This is a genomic window from Cystobacter fuscus (assembly GCF_044360685.1).
Classification (GTDB): Bacteria; Myxococcota; Myxococcia; order Myxococcales; family Myxococcaceae; genus Cystobacter; species Cystobacter fuscus_C.
On sequence record NZ_CP043491.1, the window covers coordinates 8767394 to 8782786 of the forward strand.

Genomic DNA, 15393 nt, shown 5'->3' on the forward strand with positions numbered 1-15393 from the left:
TGCCACGCGAGCCAGGAGGCTATCCGCCCAGCCAAGACTCGCCCGTGCGCGCATGCACCTCGCCGAGCGGCGCGCCCTGGCCCACCGCGGAGGAGGAGACCTGCTTCACGCCGTAGTCCGTGAGCCACGCGTTGAGCATCAGCACCTGCTCCATGCTCGAGCGCGCCCACGGGGAGTCATTCCCCGGTGCATCCTGGGTGAGGGCGCGTGTGTTGGCCTCGTCGAGCAACGGCTTCACCGGGGCCCGGGCATCGTCGAGCATCGGAGCGAGCTGGCCGCGCAGGAAACGCACGTACTCGGGATCCTGCGTGGAGGGATAGGGGCTCTTGCGCCGCTCCACCACCGACTGGGGCAGCAGGTCCGCCGTCGCCGCGCGCAGGAGGCTCTTCTCCCGGCCGTCGAAGGTCTTCATCGACCAGGGGACGTTGAACAGGTACTCCACCAGCCGGTGGTCGCAGAACGGCACGCGCACCTCCAGGCCCGTGGCCATGCTCGTGCGATCCTTGCGGTCCAGCAGCATCTGCAGGAAGCGCGTGAGGTGCAGGTAGAACACCTCGCGCATGCGCCGCTCCAGGCCCGTCTCCCCTTCCAGCCGGGGCACCTCGGTGAGCGCCTCCTGGTAGCGCGCCCGGAGGTATTCCTTCAAGTCGAGCCGCCGCAGCAGCTCGGGCGAGAGGGCATGCTGGCGCGAGCCGAAGTGCTTCATCGTCATCACATCCCAGGGGAAGATGTCGGCCGCGATGGCCTGGGGATCATGGAACCAGGCATAGCCCCCGAACACCTCGTCCGCGGACTCGCCGGAGAGCGCCACGGTGGAGTGCTGACGGATGGCGCGGAAGAGCAGGTACATCGACGTGTCTATGTCTCCCATGCTGAAGGGCAGATCCCTCGCGTGCAGCACGGCGGCGCGTGCCTTTGGATCCGCCAGCTCGCTCGCGGACAGGACGATGTCGGTGTGCTGGGAGTGGACATGCGCGGCCACGTCCACCACGAAAGGGGCATCCGGCGTGCCACGCAGCTCGTCGGGCTTGAAGTCCCGCGCGTTGTTGACGAAGTCCACGGAGAACGAGCGCACGGGGCCGGCGCCCTGGGCGACCAGGGCGCGCTGTGCCAGCGCGGTGATGGCACTGGAGTCCAGTCCGCCGGACAGCAGCGTGCACAGCGGCACGTCGGAGATGAGCTGACGCGAGACGATGTCCTCGAGCAGCTCGCGGATGGTGCGCACCGTGGTCTTCAGGTCGTCCGTGTGCGGCCGTGCCTCGAGCTTCCAGTAGACCCGCTCCTTGAGGCCGCCGCGCGTCACCGTCAGCACGTGGCCCGGGCGCAGCTCGCGCATGCCGCGGAAGATGGCCTCGCCCGGTGTATTGGCGAACGCGAGCAGCTCGCGCAGACCGTCATCGTCCACCTCGGCGCGTGCCATGGGGTTGGCGAGGATGCCCTTGGGCTCCGAGCCGAACAGCACGCCATGGGGCGTGGGGTAGAAATACAGGGGCTTGATGCCCAGGCGGTCACGCACGAGCAAGAGCTTCTGCTCGCGCACGTCCCACAGGGCGAAGGCGAACATGCCGTTGAAGCGCTCGACGAACGAGGGCCCCCACTGCCGGTAGGCCTCGAGCACCACCTCGGTGTCGCTGTGCGTGCGGAAGGTGCGCCCGAGCGACACGAGCTCTGCCCTCAGCTCCCGGAAGTTGTAGACCTCGCCGGTGTAGATGAGCACCGCCACCGGCTTGCCCTCCTCTTCCGCCACCATCGGCTGGCGCCCGCCTTCCAGATCGATGATGGACAGACGCCGGTGCCCCAGGGCGACATGCGGTTCCAACCACAACCCTGAGTCATCCGGCCCCCGGTTGCGCATCGTCTGGGTCATCGCTTCCGCGGTGCCACGCTCCCGCGTCAGGTTCTTCTCGAAATCAACCCACCCCGCGATTCCACACATGGTCAACCCCCCTCCTGTTCAATCATTTTCATATGGCTTTTCGTGGGTGGCGCGGTGCCTTTCCGGCCGCGTCTCGCCCTCGCATGAAAAGGTGATAATCGCATTCGTTGCGCCGCAACGACGCACCGCGTCATGAAACGCATCATCAAATGCATCATCAGGAGAGGCACCGAGCGGATGCCTGGTATAGGCTGGGTTCAAACCAGATGGCGCGCCGCTTCGGCATCGACAAGTCGACCGCCAGCCGCCACCTCGGCCGACTGGAGGGACAGAGACTCATCCGGGTGGATGCGGATCCGGAGGATGCCCGCTCGGTGCTGTTCCAGATGACGGAGCAGGGCGCGGAGCACCTCGCGGCGTCTCGCGCGGCGCGGCTCCAAGCCCTGCGTCAGGTGGTCGACTCCTGGCCGGAGCACGACCGGTCGGAGCTCACCCGGCTCCTCGGCCAGCTCAACCGGGAGCTCGACCAGTACGGCAACACCTGGCCCGGCGCGCGGGCAGGCGGTGGAGCGGAGGGCTCACAGGCCCAGCGGGGGCGGCTCCGCTTCCTGGATGCTCGGATGGGCCCAGGCGGATACGCCCCCCTCCTCGAAGAAGAGCAGGGTCCTGGTTCCACTCCGGTCCTCGATGGCGAGGCAGTCGAGGTCTCCGTTGTCATCGATCTTGAGGTAGACCTGCACGGGCCGGGCGATGCGGTGCAGGAAGTCCTGGTGTTCATCTCCCAGGGTGAACTCGATGGATCCCAGCTCCGAGCCCCTGGGCTCCACGTCGATGCCCAACAGGGGCAGTGCGTGAACCAGCTCCTGAGCCCCCATCTGCACGCTCTCCACTTCCACCCGGACGGGATGGCTCAGCGCCCGCCTGCTCAGGCCCGCGAAGTAGTTGAACCACCCCTGGGGCGGAATCTCCGTCGTGCGTTCCATACGCGGCCTCCTCCAGGAAAAGTAGGTCCGCGCGTCCGAGGGAGGCGGGCCTCGGCATCCGCCCTCCCTCCCCTGCTCACCCGGCGGCCAGCTCCCGTTCCAGGGCCCGTGCATAGCGCTGGGCGGCGGCGCGAAGGCGCTCGGCCTCCGCGGGCACTTGCGCCGCCAGGGACTGGAAGGCGAGCTGATGGTGGCCCAGTTGGAAGGCCAGGTAGCAGGGGCGATAGAAGCGCAGCAGCGCGCCACTCACCGCGCGAGGCCCCCGCCGTGACACCTGCTCGGCCAGTTCGTCCTGCGCGAGGCCCAACTCGACACTGGCGCCCACGATGTCCCACGCCACGTCCTGACAGCCGATGAGGTCGTGCGCGTCGTGATGATCCACCGCGTCTGTCTTCAGGAGCACCCCGTCTGGCCTCACGAGCCATTCCCAGACATGCATGCGGCCATCGGTCTCCACCACGTTCAGCTCCGCCGACAGGCGCGCGAGCTGCGCCTCCCAGCGGGACCAGGACCGGACCCACTCCTCGCCGAGCGCCTCGCGCGTGTTGTGACGCCCCATCTCGAGCAGCCGCTCGGGGCTCGCGCCGTGGCCCCCGCCCGAGCGGGCGAAGTGACGGACCCGGAAGGCCAGATAGGCACCGGTCCGCTCGAGCAGCTCACGGCGATCGAAGCCCGTGGGCTCGAGCGGCGTGGACTCCGCCTCCCAGCGGTGGACGAGGAAGCCGTGCCGCAACCCCAGCACACCGGGCCCCCACCCCGCCTCGGCGAGCGCCCGTGAGCGCTCGAGGGCATGCTCTCCTCGGCTGCCCAACCCCGCGAACTTGAGCAGGAAGAGGCCCCGCGCGGTCCGCAGGAGGTATTTGCGCCGCTCCTGTTGGACATGGACGGCGGGCCAGTCCTCCTCCCGGGAGAAATGCTCGCGCCGCCAAGCGCCACCCCCCAGGTCCTCCAGTGGGGTGAGCGGCGCACCGCACAGGTCCTCCACCCACGAGGCCAACGCGTGCCGAGGCTCGCTGGGAGACAGGAACAGGCGCTCGAAGCCGGCCGTGTGCTTGTGCGCGCGGCGCCAGCGCACGCGGTGCGCTTCACTCGCCATCGGACCGGGCTCGCCCCCGTGGCTGGGAAAGAAGTGCAGCTGCTCCACCGGCACGCCCGCGCGCTCGAGGGTGTCCGCCACCGCGCCAAAGGAGCTTCCGGAGAGGCCGGGCCCCTCGTCCACGATGGCGAAGGGGGTGCCGCGCTCCGAGCGCCGCAGGGCCGCTTCGACGCCAGGGCCCAGGCGCAGCTCGCGTTGGAAGGGATGTCCGCCGGGCCGCACGGTCATCGGCGCGAGGACCGCGTCCGCCCCGGCGGCCACCGCGCAGGCCAGGCTGGTGCCGATGCTGCGAATGCCGATGACGCGCGCCGCCCGTCCACCGGGAAGGCCGCGGGCCGCTTCCATGTACGCCTCGGGATAGAGGGCGTAATAGGCATACCCCTCGGGCGTCTTGAGCGTGACCGCGTCCGGCAGCGAGGCACGTTCGAGCGCCTCGAGCGCCTCCCAGGGCAGCGCGCTCCGGACACGATGGCCACCGCGGTGCGACTCCCAGAGCGCCCGCGCCACCGCCAGCGGCAGAGCCAGGGCCCGCTCCTGCTCGGGGCCCTGCTCGTCGTGGCCCTCCTGCTCATACCGGGCATCCAGGAGCCCCTGGGCGAGCATGCCCGCGTCGATCAACAGCCGGGCCAGCGCCGTGTGCCAGAGAATGCCAGCGGGCAGCGCCTCGGCCTCGGCCAGCTGACGGCGCAGGTCGGCGAGCACCTCTCCAGGCGCCCGCGAACGGGGCCGATCTCCATAGACGAGCATGCGCGTGACTCCCGGGAGCCCTACGCGGGTGGGGGCCAGGAGCGGTTCAGGTGGCTGTAGGCGATGGCCGCCAGCTCGTCGAAGACGGGCACGGTCCAGGCGGCGCCATGGGCCTGTCTCCACTCCTCCGCGAAGGCCATGAAGGCCTCGAGCTGCTCCGGACTCGGAGACACCTTGGGCCGCCGCCGCTTGGCCAGCGCGAGTGCCTCCTGCGGGCTGTACCCTCGCGACACGAGCACGCACAGCGCCAGCAGCGCGCTGCGGCCGATGCCGTGCTCGCAATGGATGAAGACCTTCTCCCCCCGCTCCAGGCGCTCGCGGACCCAGGCCACCCCGTCGCGAATCATCGGCAGGCTGATGGCACACATGTCCACCGTGGGCAGGTGCAGCAGGGTGATGCCGTGCTCGCGCAGCACGCGCTCGTCATCACAGCACTCCACCCGGACGTCGACGACGTAACGGATGCCGAGCCGCTGGGAGAGATGGGCCGCGGCTTCCATCGGGAAGCGGCCTCCCACCATGAGCTCGGGGGTCACCCAGTCGAGGTTCATCTCCATCGGTTCGCGCATCATGCGTGGCGCTCCTGTTCAGTTCTTCCGGCCCTCGAGCAGGTAGGTGGTCATCTCGCCCTTGCCCTTGATGGGGATGCGGCCTCGCTCGGTGAAGAGGTACTTGTCACACAGGCGCTCGTAGGTGGCGTGGGTGACGTGGATGTGCCCCGGCAGCCCGTGTGACTCCATGCGGCTGGCCGTGTTGACGGTGTCGCCCCACAGGTCGTAGTTGAACTTCTTGGTGCCGATGACTCCCGCCACCACGGGCCCGGTATCGATGCCGATCCGCAGGCGCAGCGGATCCTCGCGCCTGGCGTTGAAGTCCTGGAGGAACGCCATCATGTCCAGCGCCATCTCCGCGATGGACCCGACATGATCCGCCCGGGGAAGCGGCAGCCCACCGGCCACCATGTACGCATCCCCGATGGTCTTGATCTTCTCCAGCCCGTGCTTCTCGGTGAGCTGATCGAACGCGGAGAAGAGCTCGTTGAGCAGATAGACGAGCCCCTTGGGCGAGACGCGCTGGGCCAGGTGGGTGAAGCCCACGAGGTCCGCGAAGAGGATGCTGGCGTCGGCGAAGCCATCGGCGATGGTGCGCGTGTCCTGCTTGAGCTTCCGGGCGACCGACTGGGGGAGGATGTTGAGCAGGAGCTGATCCGCCTTCTCCTTCTCCTCGAGCAGCGCCGCCTCGGCCTCGCGCCGCGCCTGTCGTGCCCGCCAGGCGATGGTGATGTCGTCCAGGAGCCAGAGCCGGCCCGGCATGTCGCGCACGTGGGTGGGCGTGCTGGAGACCCGGAGCACCAGCTCCCGAGGCACCTGGAAGGTCCAGATCCAGTCGCGGATGTCCGCCTGGGGCTGGGTGAACAGGCTCGCGCCCTTGGCGGCGATCTCCTCGGGGTTGCTCGCGCGCGCGCGCAACCCCGCCATGGCCTGGGCCAGCCGCACCGGCTCCACGGGCCCCGGCGTCAGGCCGAGCAGCTCGCCCGCCACCTGGTTGACCCAGCCCTGCTCGCCACTGGCCTCCACGAACACCACGCCCTGGGGCACCGTCTCCAGGATGGCGCCATAACGCGCCTGGAGCCGCTCGTAGCGCAACCTGTCGTCCGTGAACCGCAGCAGCGTCCGCAGTCCGTCCCCCAGCACTTCCACGAAGCGGCGCAGGTGGGCATGCAGGTGCGCGCGGCGGTGCCACGTGAGCAGGATGGCGCCCTGGGAGGACTCCGTGCCGCCCTGGTGGCTCCAGCTCAGCGGCAGCACCACGAGCGAGCGCACGCCCTCGGCCAGCAGGAAGCGCGAGGCCCCGGGCACCCGGGCGTAGTCATGATGGTAGAGGCAGCGATCCACCGAGAGGGCGTCGGCGAAGAGCCGGGGCGAGCTCAGCGCATGGGAGAGCACCGGCTCGGGCAGGGCCACGAGCGTCTCGGCCGACACCTCGTCGAGCTGGCGCAGGGCGGCGATGGAGCGAGCCCCGGTCACCTCACGCATCAGCTCCAGCGTCTCGCGCAGCACCTGCTCGGGACGTGCGTGGCGGTCCGACGACAGCAGGGTGCCGAGCACCTCGCGCGAGGCCAACGACCACTCCGCGGAGAGCAGGACGCGGCGCGTGCCCACTCCGCCCACCAGCGCGAAGCCCAGCACGAGCAGCACCAGACTGCCCTCTCCCTGGGGACCCACCAGCACGGGCAACAGCAACACTCCCGCCGTTCCCCCACCCCACCACCAGGAGGAGCGCACGGGGAGCAGGGTGCTGCACACGAAAAGAATGGGGGCCAGACACCGGACGGTCAGACCCTCGCCCAGCGCGAGTTCGGATACGAGGATCAGCGCCGCGAGCCCCAGCAACATTCCCCGGAAGGTGGGCAGGAGGTCCGGGTGACGGAGAGCGCGCGCGACGAGCCGCCAGCGCTTCATGCAGAGGCGGACAGATAGGAGCCGAGGGCCTGGTTCACCTGCCCGGGCGCACTCAAATGAGGCAGGTGACCACTCGCGCTGATGGTGGACAGGGTCGCGCGAGGAATGTGCCGCGCCATGTGCGCGCCCACGGTGTCGGGCACGGCCACGTCCTCGCCCGCGTGGAGGATGAGCGTGGGCACCTTGAGCCGGGGCAGGTCCGCGCGGTGATCGTAGTTGAAGACGATGCGGGCGATGGCCAGGGCGATGTCCGGCCGCATGGCGCTCAGCGTGCGAGCGAACTCCAGCCCCAGCTCGGGCCGGTCCGGGTTGCCCATGGCCACCGGCGCGAAGCCCCCCGCCCAGGCGTAGAAGTTGGAGGCCATGGCGTCGAGCATCGCGTTGATCTCCGCCTGCTCGAAGCCCCCCACGTAGCCGGACCCGGCGTCGTTGAGCATTCGGGGCGTCGACTTGACGAAGACGAGCCGCCGGAAGCGCTCGGGCTCCACCAGCGCCGCCAGCATCCCCACCATCCCACTGAGCGAGTGGCCCACGAAGAGGCTCTGACGGATATCCAGCTCCTCGCACAGCTCCAGCAGATCCTCCGCGTAGCCGTGCAGACTCCGGTAGCGATGCGGGCTGTAGGCGTTGAAGTCCGACTGGCCGCACCCCACGTGATCGAAGAGCACGATGCGGTAGCGATCCTGGAACGCCGCCACCTGATGCCGCCACGCCCCCTGCTCGGAGCCAAAGCCGTGGGCGAAGATCAGGGTGTCACGGCCCTCGCCCAATACCCGCACGTTGTTGCGTTTCCAGATCGCTTGACCCATGAACTCACCCCTCGCGACCACTGTCGGGCCACGCTCTATATTGTCCGGGCCCGCCTTTTCGGCTTGTCCGACAGGACAGTGGAAGCAAGAATTCCGCCCAAACCCGTGAGTACTGGGGTTTCATCAATCCGCTAGCCAACACTCCGCCGCCCGCCGGTGCTCATGCTGGGAGCAATTTGAGTTGAGGGAAGGCGAGGGTTGGGAGGTTTCCGTCCTATCCTTCAGGGTCTGTTCCAATCGGGGGGGAACGGACGTGGAGAAACCACACCGCCGCATCGACACCAAGAGACGAACGCGGCCGTTTCGCGGGGCCTGGGGCTTCTGGCTGGTCGTCCTGATCATCCAGGCGGCGTGCGCGAAGCACGCACCGGTGGCGGAAATTGGCGGGCCGCAGAGCCGCACCTGGAAGGAAGCACCCGAGGACGACGCGCTCCGGGCAGGCCCGGCGACAGAGCCGGAACTCGAGGGAGTTCCAGTACTCGACGTGGTGGTACTCGAGCCCGGGCGAGTGAGGACACGACCCGTTCCCATCACCAAGGCGGAGTTTCGGGAGCACGTGGAACGATTGGCACGCGGCCGCCAGTTCCAGGGGAGCCCCCAGGAGGTTGCGGCGGAAGTACTGAAGGTCCAGGAACTGGTGCACCAGGCCCGGGAGGCGAGAATAGTCTCCGACGTGGAAGGGGCCGGGAGCTTTACTGGAGAGTGGGAACCGTGGGCCAATGGCGGACGGGGTCGCGTGAACTCCCTGATGCCCGAAGAGCAGTGGGGGCCGGTCCAACTCGAGCCGCAAGCCGAGGCGGAGCTTCGGGCGAGGTACGAGCGTTTCTGCATCGCCCGCGGGGGCGGCGACTGCCTGGGGCTGTTTGAGGATGGCCCCTACCTGCGCTCGGATGACCGGAGCACCCTGGCCCTGGCGCTGGCCTTCGGCTCAGTCCTGGACGAGACGTACGCAGCGCTCGGACGAGAGCTGAACCCCAAGGCACTCCTCGCCTCGGCCGTGTGGATGGTCGGAATCTACATGAGCCTGTGGCTACTGCCCGAGCCGGTGACGAAGGGGGCGGCGGCCGTGCTCACCGTGGCACTGGTGGCCTGGCTGGGCATCGACACGATGTGGGGCCTCATGGACGGCTGGGCGGAACTCGTCATGAAGGCGCGGGTGGCCACCACCTTCGATGAACTGAGCGGGGCCGGGGCTGGTTTCGCCAAGGTGCTGGGGACCGATGCGGCCCGGGCAATGATTCTGGCAGTTACGGCCCTCTCGGGACGGATGCTGGGGGAGGTGGGCCCGGCATTGCGCTCGCTACCAAGCTTCCGGCTCGCGCAAGTGCAGCTCGCGGGGCAAGGCGGGCCAGCCTGGGTGTTCGTGCGGGTGAAGCAGATACAGGCGGTGACTGTCTCGACGCAGGGTGCCCTGGCAGTCACTGTGGGGCCCGAGGGTGCCCTCGCCGGCGCGATGATGAGCCGGAACGGCGCGGCGAGCGCCAGTTCGGGCGGGACCCCTGTCACCGAGGTGTACCGGCACCACGGTGGCAACAGGCAAGTAGAGAGAAATGGCGAGCGCTGGCACCTGCCACGGGGAGTATCCGTCAACGACATTCCCGCCTCGGACCCATTGGGTGACCAACTCCAGGCAGCGGTGAAGGAGATAGCGGCCAGTTGGAGCCAGGAGACCTATGGGCCGAAGGTGACAGCGGCGATGCAGCGGATGCTCAAGAGAGGCCTTGTACATCGTGCGAAGCTTCTCGAGCGCCAAGCACGAGGACGCTGGGTGGAGGAGCAATTGCGGCTACGCTTCCCCCATTTGAAGTGGAATAGAAGTGGCGTTGACGTCACCGGCCCCTCGGGCCAGAAGTACCACTACGAGATTCTCTCGGGCACCGAGTCGAACTTCGAGATTCATGGGCGGCGGATGGCGAGCACGTTCTTTCGTATGATCTTCTTCTGAGGGCCCGTGACTCCGAACATCCACTACGAGAACCGAGAGGTAGAAGGGGAGCGGCTGGAGCTGACGGATAACACCGCCATCTATTGGCTCGGGCCGAACATCACGCTGCGCCGTTGCTCAGTAGTCCTCGGTGTTCCGGGACGGTGGCTAAGCCTCGTGTCGGGACGACTGCTCGACTGCACCATCCAGGCGAAGCGCGAACTCGTGGACTCACGCTGGACAACGATGGGGTTGAAGGGCTGTCGTTTCAAGGGCCGGTTCAGCGGAAACGAGTTCGGGCACCGCCGCGGGCACCTGGACAACTGGCAGTTCGGGAGCGTGGAGGACTGCGACTTCTCCGAGGCCCGGCTGGATCTGTGCCGATTTCACGGCTGCGACATGAGTACAGTTCGCCTGCCGAAGTGGCCCTGCTTCACCATCTTGGATCCTCTCAAGTACGGGCCGGAACTGCTGAGCATGCCGTGGCCTGGGGACTTTACTCCGGTCATCCTCGAGGGGCCGCTCAAGGAACAGCCCTCCACGGTCGCTCTGACGTTCTACGCGCCAGCGGAGGCGAAGCGCTCGAGAGCGACGCTGGAAGAGTTCAAGGCGGCCGTGGACCGGTTCGACTTCATCGCGCGCTGATCACGGAGTCAGCCCGGGCGCGCCGGGCGCGGAGCGTCCATGGCGGCGGCCCGCCCCAGCGCGGGGAACGTCCCCCGGTTCTCGTAGAGGATGAGGACACCCATCACCACGAGCAGGCCCGCGAAGGCGCGCTTGAGAGCGGCCTGGGAGATGAAGCGCGAGAGCCAGGTGCCGCCGAAGGTGCCCGCGATGGCCAGGCCCGTGAAGAGCGTGAGGGCCCCCCACGCGACGTTCACGTGACCAAGGTAGCCCGCGAAGCCGACGAAGGAGTTGAAGGCGATGACGAGCAGGCTCGTGCCTACCGCCTGCTTCATGGGCAGACCGACCCGCAGGACGAGCACCGGCACGATCAGGAACCCCCCTCCGACTCCGACCAGCCCCGTGAGCGCGCCCACGCCGAGCGCGGACGCGGCGAGGAGGGGAAAGGAGGCCGCACGTGGCCCGGGCCCGGTGGCCGGGGTGGTGAGCTCGCGCCGGGCGTTGCGCTCCATGAACACCGCCGCCACCAACATCACCGTGGCGAAGAGCACCAACTGCACGGTCCCCGGAAGGAAGACCGACAGGCGTGCGCCGAGGAAGGTGCCCCCCATCGCCATCGCCCCGAAGACGAGCGCGGCCCGGAGCTGGAGATTGCCCGCGCGCCAGTGGCCGATGGCGCCGAAGAGGCTCGTGGTGCCCACGATCGCCAGCCCCATGGCGATGGACTCCTTGGGCTCGAAGCCCAGCACGTAGACGAGGATCGGCACCGTGAGGATGGAGCCCCCTCCCCCGAGCAGCCCCAGGGACACACCGATGAGCGCGGCGAGCACGAAGCCCACCAGCGGCATGGCCGGAGGGACGAGCAGCGCGAACGGATCGTGAAGGCCCGGAATCACGTGGTCGGAGCTCCCGAGCCACGCGGCGCGGAGGAGCCCTCGCGCACCGCCAGCATGCCCCCCTTGAGGTTGTAGAGACGGCCAAAGCCGCGCCGGGCCAGGAGCTCGGCGGCGGCCACGGACCGCCGGCCCGAGCGGCAGATGAGCAGCAGCGGCGTCGCGCGGGACCAGGTGGCGCACGCGGCCTCGAGCGTGCCCAGGGGAACGAGCTCGGCCCGGGACAGATGGCCCAGGGGTCCCTCGAACTCATCGGGCTCGCGCACGTCGATGCGCCGCACCTCGGGCCCCAGGGTGTCGAGATGCTCGGGAAGCAGATCCAGGAAGAGAGCAGAGGTCATGGTCGCGTTCCTCACGAGTTCAGGCGCCCACAGGAGCGGTTGGCGGGCACGGCCACGTCCAGCTTCCGGGGCATGGGCAGGTGGAGGTTGCCCATGAGGTGGATGAAGTCCTCGCGGCCGCGGCCCACGAGGCGTGGGTTGTGCCGCTTCTCCTCGCCAATGGTCGTCACCGTCCGGCCCTGGTAGTCGTGCCCGGGGTAGACGAGCGTGTCGTCCGGCAGGGCGAAGAGCACCCGGGTGATGGAGTCGTGGAGCTGGCCCGCGTCCCCATTCTGGAAGTCCGTCCGCCCGGTGCCGCGGATGAGCAGCGTGTCCCCCGTGAACACCCGCTCCCCCAGTTGGTAGCTCACACCGTCATCGGTATGTCCCGGCGTGGCGAGCACGCGCACCCCCAGGGCCCCGACGCGCACCTCGTCCCCATGGCGCACGTGGAGATCGGCGCACGACGCCCCCCGCTCGCTGGCCACCACCGTGCACCCGGTGCGCTCGCGCAGCCGCCCCGCGGAGGTGATGTGGTCCGCGTGTACGTGCGTCTCCAGCACATGGGTGAGGCGCAGGCCGAGCTCGCGCACCAGCGTGAGATCCCTCTCCACCTGCTCGAGCACCGGATCGATGAGCGCGGCCTGCCCCGAGGCCGGATCGCCCAGGAGGTAGGTGTAGGTCGAGGACTCGGCGTCGAAGAGCTGGCGGAAGATCATGTCCCGCGCTCATTGCGATCACCGTGCCAGGGCCGCCCCTCCTGGAGGAGCACCCGGACGCCCCGGGTTGAAACGTTCGCGTGAAACAGCGTGAAACGCGCTACCGCGAGACCTTGTCCCCGAGCGCGCGCAACCGGCGCCACAGGGTGACGCGGCTGATGCCCAGCAGGCGGGCGGCCTGGGTGTGGTTGCCGCCCGCCTCCTCCAGCGCGGCGCGCAGGGTGGCCGGATCATGGGCATCCACCGGACGGGCCAGGGCGCTGGCCGGGCGCGCGGGACGCAGGGACGCGGAGGGCTCGGCGGAAGGACGGGGCTCGGAGAACTCGGGCGGCAGATCGGCCTCGTGCAGCAGGGGGCCTTCTCCAATGACGAAGGCGTACTCCATCACGTTGCGCAGCTCGCGCACGTTGCCCGGCCAGCCGTGGTGCTCCAGGAGCTGCTGCGCTCCGGGGGAGATGCGCTCCACGTGGCGCGAGCCCTGGCGCTCCAGCTCATCGAGGAAGCGCCGGGCCAGGGGCAGGATGTCCCCGCGCCGCTCGCGCAGCGAAGGCAGGAAGAGCGGCACCACGCGCAGCCGGTACATCAGGTCCGCGCGGAAGCGGCCCTCCTCCACCTCGCGGCGCAGCGCGCGGTGGGTGGCGGCGACGATGCGCACGTTGACCGGCACCGACGCGCGCCCGCCCACGGGAATGACGGTGCGCGTCTCGAGCACCCGCAGCAGCTTGCCCTGGAGCTCCAGGGGAATCTCCCCCACCTCGTCGAGGAAGAGCGTCCCCCCGTCCGCGAGCCGGAAGTGGCCCGGGCTGTCGCGCACCGCGCCGGTGAAGGCGCCGCGCACGTGGCCGAACAGCTCGCTCTCGAGCAGGCTGGGGGGAAGGGCCGCGCAGTTGATGGCCCGGAAGGGACCCTTGCGCCGCGCGGAGATGGCGTGCAGGGCGTTGGCCACCAGCTCCTTGCCCGTACCGGACTCGCCCCGCACCAGCACGCTCGACTCGGTGCGGGCCACCTTCTCCACGATGCGAAACAGGCGCTTCATCCCCGCGTCGCGCGTCCACAGCCCGTGGAAGGTCTCCTCGGCGTCCCCCCGCGGCGAGGCCTCCGCCGCCCCCGGCGAGAGCAACACCAACCACCCGAGCCGCTTCGCGCCCTCGTCGAGCGCCAGGGCGCGCACCCGGATGGAGCACCCCGCTCCGCTCTCCCCGCGGAGGGAGATCTCCAGGGGCCGCCCGTGGGACAGCAGCGCCTCGAGTCCCCCATGTCCCTCGGGCAGGCGGAGCACCTCGGCGAGGGGCCGCCCCGGGAGCAGCTCGCCAAGGCCGAGCCGGACCCGCGCCTGGGACGTGGCGTCGGCCACCCGCAGCCGCTCATCCACGAGCAGCACGTCACCGGCCAGGGCCTCCAGGGCGGAGCGCACCAGGGGCGTGCTGAGGGAGGGCCTGGAGGAGGACATGGGCGAGGGGCGCTAGGCCCGTCCGCGTAGCATCAACTTCCAGTAGAGCTGCGGCAAGCCGTACTTCTTGAGCAGCCACATGTCATGCCGTTCCTTGATGGAATCGATGAACGGGAAGGTGGGCGTGGGCTTGCCCTCATAGCCGAACTCCGCGAGCAGCAGCTTGCCGTAGGCGGTGGTGAGCGGACAGGACGCGTAGCCATCGTACTTCGCGGTGGGCTCGCGCCCCGCCATGACGGAGAGCAGGTTCTCCACCAGCACGGGCGCCTCCTTGCGGATGGCCGCGCCGGTGCGCGAGGTGGGCAGATCCGAGGCGTCTCCCAGCGCGAACACCTCCGGGTAGTCCGGGTGGCGCAGCGTGTACTTGTCCGCCTTCACCCAGCCCCGGGTGGGGCCGTCCTGCCAGGCCAGGGGGCTCGCCTTGATGAAGTCCGGCGCGCTCTGGGGCGGGCACACGTGGAGCAGCTCGTAGGAGAGGACGATCTGCTCGGCGCCTCCATCCGCCCGGGTGCGCCGGAAGACGGCCTCGTCGCGCTCCCCGCGCACCTCCACCAGATCGTGCTGGAAGCGCGTGTCGATGCCATAGCGCGCCACCACCTGCTCGAGCACCGCGGCGTACTCCTTCACCCCGAAGATGGCCTTGCCCGCGGAGGCGAAGACGACGTGCGCGGCCTTGCCGAGGCCCCGCTTGCGGAAGTGGTCCGCGGCCAGGTACATGATCTTCTGCGGTGCGCCCGCGCACTTCACCGGCGTGGAGGGGTGGGTGAAGAGGGCGGTGCCCCCCTGGAAGGCGCGCAGCATGTCCCACGTCTTGGGGGCGTAGCGCGCCTCGTAGTTGCTGGAGACATTGGGCCGCGACTCCAGCGCCTCGCGCAGCCCGCGCACCTTGTCCCAGTCGAGCTGGATGCCCGGCGCCACCACGAGGAAGTCATAGCCAAGCTCCAGGCCCCCCCGGGTGCTCACCTTGCGAGCCACCGGATCCACGTCCCGCGCCCAGTCCTGGATCCACTTCACTCCCTTGGGAATGAGGCGGGCCTCGTCGCGCACGGTGTCCTCCACGCGCGCCTCGCCGGCCCCCACCAGCGTCCAGAGCGGCTGGTAGTAGTGGTGGGCACTGGGCTCGATGATCGCCACGTCCTTCTGCCCGGCGCGGGCCAGCCGCGCGGCCACGCTGATGCCCGCGGTCCCCCCACCGATGATGAGGATTCGATGCCGCGAGGCGCTGGGAATCCGGGCCAGTGACGCGCCCTCCTGCCCCGCGCGGACGTGTTCGATCATCGCTTCGCTCATGTCGCTCTCCCGCTGTGGCGACCATCCTGGGTGGATGGAAGGATCCTCACCCTGTGCAGCACGCGTGCCACCCCTCTCCCCCGAGAGCACACGAGCGCCCCACGCCCCCGGTTGTTTCAAGACGTGTTTCAGGGTGTTTCACCCACCGCTCACACGCCTCCATCCTCGGGACGAGCACACGGTTCACAAGGCCCCGGGCG

The 15393-nt window shown here is 69.3% G+C and carries 13 protein-coding genes and 1 pseudogene; 3 read left to right on the plus strand and 11 right to left on the minus strand.

Annotated features, from left to right (window positions below; translation table 11 throughout):
- Positions 1-19: 19 nt before the first annotated feature.
- On the minus strand, positions 20-1936 hold the full coding sequence (gene asnB, locus F0U63_RS35855; RefSeq protein ID WP_395837161.1) for an asparagine synthase (glutamine-hydrolyzing): 1917 nt from the start codon (positions 1934-1936) through the stop codon (positions 20-22).
- A 206-nt stretch (positions 1937-2142) separates the two neighbouring features.
- Here asnB and F0U63_RS35860 point away from each other — a divergent pair.
- Positions 2143-2241, plus strand: a pseudogene (locus tag F0U63_RS35860) (MarR family transcriptional regulator); the annotation flags it as partial.
- Positions 2242-2454: 213 nt separating this feature from the next.
- Here the strand turns inward: F0U63_RS35860 and F0U63_RS35865 are convergent.
- From F0U63_RS35865 to F0U63_RS35885, 5 genes are all read right to left on the minus strand, one after another.
- The gene (locus tag F0U63_RS35865; RefSeq protein ID WP_395837163.1) at positions 2455-2859 is read right to left on the minus strand and encodes a DUF5335 family protein; all 405 of its coding nucleotides are present in this window, start codon (positions 2857-2859) and stop codon (positions 2455-2457) included.
- 76 nt (positions 2860-2935) lie between these two features.
- Positions 2936-4702 (minus strand): hypothetical protein, encoded by a 1767-nt coding sequence (locus tag F0U63_RS35870; protein WP_395837165.1) that lies wholly within the window; start codon positions 4700-4702, stop codon positions 2936-2938.
- A gap of 20 nt (positions 4703-4722) precedes the next feature.
- Positions 4723-5274: a dual specificity protein phosphatase family protein gene (locus F0U63_RS35875; RefSeq protein WP_395837167.1), complete on the minus strand. Its 552-nt coding sequence runs from the start codon at positions 5272-5274 to the stop codon at positions 4723-4725.
- Positions 5275-5289: 15 nt separating this feature from the next.
- Positions 5290-7164: an adenylate/guanylate cyclase domain-containing protein gene (locus F0U63_RS35880; RefSeq protein WP_395837169.1), complete on the minus strand. Its 1875-nt coding sequence runs from the start codon at positions 7162-7164 to the stop codon at positions 5290-5292.
- Positions 7161-7973 (minus strand): alpha/beta fold hydrolase, encoded by an 813-nt coding sequence (locus tag F0U63_RS35885; RefSeq protein WP_395837171.1) that lies wholly within the window; start codon positions 7971-7973, stop codon positions 7161-7163. The genes F0U63_RS35880 and F0U63_RS35885 overlap by 4 nt, the downstream gene beginning before the upstream one ends.
- 253 nt (positions 7974-8226) lie before the next feature.
- On the opposite strand from F0U63_RS35885, the gene F0U63_RS35890 reads away from it, so the two are divergent.
- Together F0U63_RS35890 and F0U63_RS35895 are read left to right on the plus strand one after the other, a co-directional pair.
- A complete protein-coding gene (locus F0U63_RS35890) occupies positions 8227-9918 on the plus strand; it encodes a hypothetical protein (protein ID WP_395837173.1) in 1692 nt (563 codons plus the stop codon).
- Between the two features lie 6 nt (positions 9919-9924).
- The gene (locus F0U63_RS35895) at positions 9925-10542 is read left to right on the plus strand and encodes a hypothetical protein (protein WP_395837175.1); all 618 of its coding nucleotides are present in this window, start codon (positions 9925-9927) and stop codon (positions 10540-10542) included.
- An 8-nt stretch (positions 10543-10550) separates the two neighbouring features.
- On the opposite strand, the gene F0U63_RS35900 is transcribed toward F0U63_RS35895, so the two are convergent.
- From F0U63_RS35900 to F0U63_RS35920, 5 genes are all read right to left on the minus strand, one after another.
- Positions 10551-11417 carry a sulfite exporter TauE/SafE family protein gene (locus F0U63_RS35900; RefSeq protein ID WP_395837177.1) on the minus strand — a complete coding sequence of 289 codons (867 nt, stop codon included), beginning with the start codon at positions 11415-11417 and terminating at the stop codon, positions 10551-10553.
- Positions 11414-11755, minus strand: a complete 342-nt coding sequence (locus tag F0U63_RS35905; protein ID WP_395837179.1) for a rhodanese-like domain-containing protein — start codon at positions 11753-11755, stop codon at positions 11414-11416. Before F0U63_RS35905 ends, F0U63_RS35900 begins: the two co-directional genes overlap by 4 nt.
- Positions 11756-11766: 11 nt before the next feature.
- Positions 11767-12453 carry an MBL fold metallo-hydrolase gene (locus F0U63_RS35910; RefSeq protein ID WP_395837181.1) on the minus strand — a complete coding sequence of 229 codons (687 nt, stop codon included), beginning with the start codon at positions 12451-12453 and terminating at the stop codon, positions 11767-11769.
- A 100-nt stretch (positions 12454-12553) separates the two neighbouring features.
- Positions 12554-13903 (minus strand): sigma-54 interaction domain-containing protein, encoded by a 1350-nt coding sequence (locus F0U63_RS35915; RefSeq protein WP_395837183.1) that lies wholly within the window; start codon positions 13901-13903, stop codon positions 12554-12556.
- A 12-nt stretch (positions 13904-13915) separates the two neighbouring features.
- Entirely contained in the window at positions 13916-15193 is a 1278-nt protein-coding gene (locus F0U63_RS35920) for an FAD-dependent oxidoreductase (RefSeq protein ID WP_395837185.1), read from the minus strand.
- Between the last annotated feature and the right edge of the window lie 200 nt (positions 15194-15393).